Source organism: Roseomonas chloroacetimidivorans (assembly GCF_049629625.1).
GTDB lineage: Bacteria > Pseudomonadota > Alphaproteobacteria > Acetobacterales > Acetobacteraceae > Roseomonas > Roseomonas chloroacetimidivorans.
Window position 1 is genome coordinate 1 of record NZ_JBNBZS010000225.1, and the last position, 2,535, is coordinate 2,535.

Below are 2,535 nucleotides of genomic sequence, written 5' to 3' on the forward strand. Positions count from 1 at the left end.
TCATGGTGTTCAAGCTCGTCATGGCCGCGGCCAAGACCTGGCGCAGGCTGAAGGGCGAGAACCAGTTGCCCAAGCTCATCCAGGGCGTCACATTCAAGAACGGCGTCGAGGTCACCAACACGCCAGCGCAGAACGCCGCCTGATCACCGCGTCACCCAAATTCCCGCATAGCTCTTGCGATGCCGGCACTGGTCTTCGGGCTGGGCCGCTGGGCCGGGCTGCCGCCGATGGAACTGGGTGTGGCGGTGACGATTGCGGCCATGCCGACCGGGGCAAACGCCTTCCTTCTGTCGCGGCGCTATGCGGTGGGGATGGAACGCTCCGGAGCGGCGGTGCTGCTGGGCACCATCATCTCGGTCGTGTCTCTGAGCCTGATTCTGGGATCCCTGACGCGCTGAGGCAGGATTCAACTCAGCCCTAATCGCTCCGGTCATGGCGGCCGTGGAGTGAGGGCGCGCTTGGTCCCGGACGGAAGATCTGGCCCGTCAATCAGCTGACCGGCTGCGGGCGAGATGCATCACAGCGCCGTTGGGCGCGGCCGGGGACCATGCCCCGGCCGTTCGCGGTTCAGTGCAGGTGGAGCATACCCTCGGCATAGGTGAATTCAGCCGGGCGCCAAAGGGCGGCGGAGGCGACCCGCACCGAATGGAGCTGCCCTTCGATATCCTTGCGCCAGAATTCAAGAAAGCCGTGCAGTTCCGGGAAGGTCGGGGCCCGATCGACCTTCTGCCAAATGAAGGACTGCAGCACGGCCGGGTGGTCCGGCATCCGGTAAAGGATCTCGGCCGTGGTAAGGTGCCATTCGGGGATGCGGACGACGTGCTCAATGCCCCGTAAATGCATGTCCTTTCCTCCTCAGCAGGGCGGCGAGGGCGCCGCCCGGGCAGATGGTGCCACGCAATATGAAGCGCGGAACACAATAAATGTTTCATATCAATGCGTTGGCACTCTTTGCCTGGGAGTGCTGCCGGACTTGACGGGCGAGGGGGCTATCCCCTAGATCGTTGGCACTCACCGGGGGCAAGTGCTAACGGCGGCTCGTAAGGGGCGGCTCAGGGCACAAGGCTACCGGCCGGGTTCATCCCAAGAGAGGCTCAGGAGAGGACCGCATGACGAAGTTCCGTCCCCTGCACGACCGCGTTCTCGTCCGTCGCGTGACGGCCGAAGAGAAGAGCGCTGGCGGCATCATCATCCCCGACACCGCCAAGGAAAAGCCCCAGGAGGGTGAGGTTGTGGCCGTTGGCGCCGGCGCCCGCAACGAGCAGGGCCAGATTGTCGCCCTGGACGTGAAGGCCGGCGATCGCATCCTGTTCGGCAAGTGGTCGGGCACCGAGGTGAAGCTCGATGGCGAGGAGCTCCTGATCATGAAGGAGTCCGACATCATGGGCATCGTCGAGCAGACCGCCTCGGCCGCCAAGGCCGCCTGAGCAAGAACGAGAAACAGGAGAACACATAGATGGCTGCTAAGGACGTTAAGTTCGGCGCCAATGCCCGCGAGCGCATGCTGCGTGGCGTGGACATCCTGGCCGATGCCGTGAAGGTCACGCTGGGCCCGAAGGGCCGCAACGTCGTGCTCGACAAGAGCTTCGGCGCGCCTCGGATCACCAAGGACGGCGTGACCGTCGCCAAGGAGATCGAGCTGGCCGACAAGTTCGAGAACATGGGCGCCCAGATGGTGCGCGAAGTGGCCTCGAAGCAGAACGACCTGGCCGGTGACGGCACCACCACCGCGACCGTGCTGGCCCAGGCCATCATCCGCGAGGGTGCGAAGGCGGTTGCCGCCGGCCTGAACCCGATGGATCTGAAGCGCGGCGTCGACAAGGCCGTGGCCGTGATCGTCGAGGATCTGAAGGCCAAGACCAAGAAGATCACCACCTCCGCCGAGGTCGCTCAGGTCGGCTCTCTGTCCGCCAATGGCGAGACCGAGATCGGCGAGATGATCGCCCAGGCCATGGAGAAGGTCGGCAACGAGGGCGTTATCACGGTCGAGGAAGCCAAGAGCATCCAGACCGAGCTCGACGTCGTCGAGGGCATGCAGTTCGACCGCGGCTATGTCTCCCCGTATTTCATCACGAATGCGGAGAAGATGATCGCCGAGCTCGAGAACCCCTACGTCCTGATCCACGAGAAGAAGCTCTCCCAGCTGCAGCCGATGCTGCCGCTGCTGGAAGCCGTCGTGCAGTCCGGCCGTCCGCTCGTGATCGTGGCCGAGGACGTCGAGGGCGAGGCCCTGGCCACGCTCGTCGTTAACAAGCTGCGTGGCGGCCTGAAGATCGCGGCCGTGAAGGCCCCGGGCTTCGGCGACCGGCGCAAGGCGATGCTCGAGGACATCGCCATCCTGACGGGTGGTGAGGTGATCTCCGAGGATCTCGGCATCAAGCTCGAGAGCGTGACGCTGAACCAGCTCGGCCGGGCCAAGATGATCCGGATCGAGAAGGAAAACACCACGATCGTCGACGGTGCCGGCGAGAAGGAGGCCATCCAGGGCCGCGTGGAGCAGATCAAGGCGCAGATCGAGGAGACCACCTCGGACTA

General features: G+C 64.5%; 4 protein-coding genes and 1 pseudogene. 4 read left to right on the top strand and 1 reads right to left on the bottom strand.

Features of this window, described 5'->3' with window-relative positions:
• Both ACO1BU_RS36830 and ACO1BU_RS36835 read left to right on the top strand, forming a co-directional pair.
• Positions 1–143 (top strand): annotated as a pseudogene (locus ACO1BU_RS36830) (IS256 family transposase); the annotation flags it as partial.
• Positions 144–179: 36 nt separating this feature from the next.
• Positions 180–398, top strand: a complete 219-nt coding sequence (locus tag ACO1BU_RS36835) for an AEC family transporter (RefSeq protein WP_424140819.1) — start codon at positions 180–182, stop codon at positions 396–398.
• A gap of 169 nt (positions 399–567) precedes the next feature.
• Here the strand turns inward: ACO1BU_RS36835 and ACO1BU_RS36840 are convergent, their stop codons facing one another.
• The gene (locus tag ACO1BU_RS36840; RefSeq protein WP_424140820.1) at positions 568–843 is read right to left on the bottom strand and encodes a Usg-like family protein; all 276 of its coding nucleotides are present in this window, start codon (positions 841–843) and stop codon (positions 568–570) included.
• 266 nt (positions 844–1,109) lie between these two features.
• On the opposite strand from ACO1BU_RS36840, the gene groES reads away from it, so the two are divergent.
• Together groES and groL are read left to right on the top strand one after the other, a co-directional pair.
• Positions 1,110–1,427 carry a co-chaperone GroES gene (gene groES / locus ACO1BU_RS36845; RefSeq protein WP_424140821.1) on the top strand — a complete coding sequence of 106 codons (318 nt, stop codon included), beginning with the start codon at positions 1,110–1,112 and terminating at the stop codon, positions 1,425–1,427.
• 29 nt (positions 1,428–1,456) lie between these two features.
• A partial coding sequence (gene groL, locus ACO1BU_RS36850) for a chaperonin GroEL (RefSeq protein ID WP_424140822.1) occupies positions 1,457–2,535 on the top strand: 1,079 nt, incomplete at its 3' end.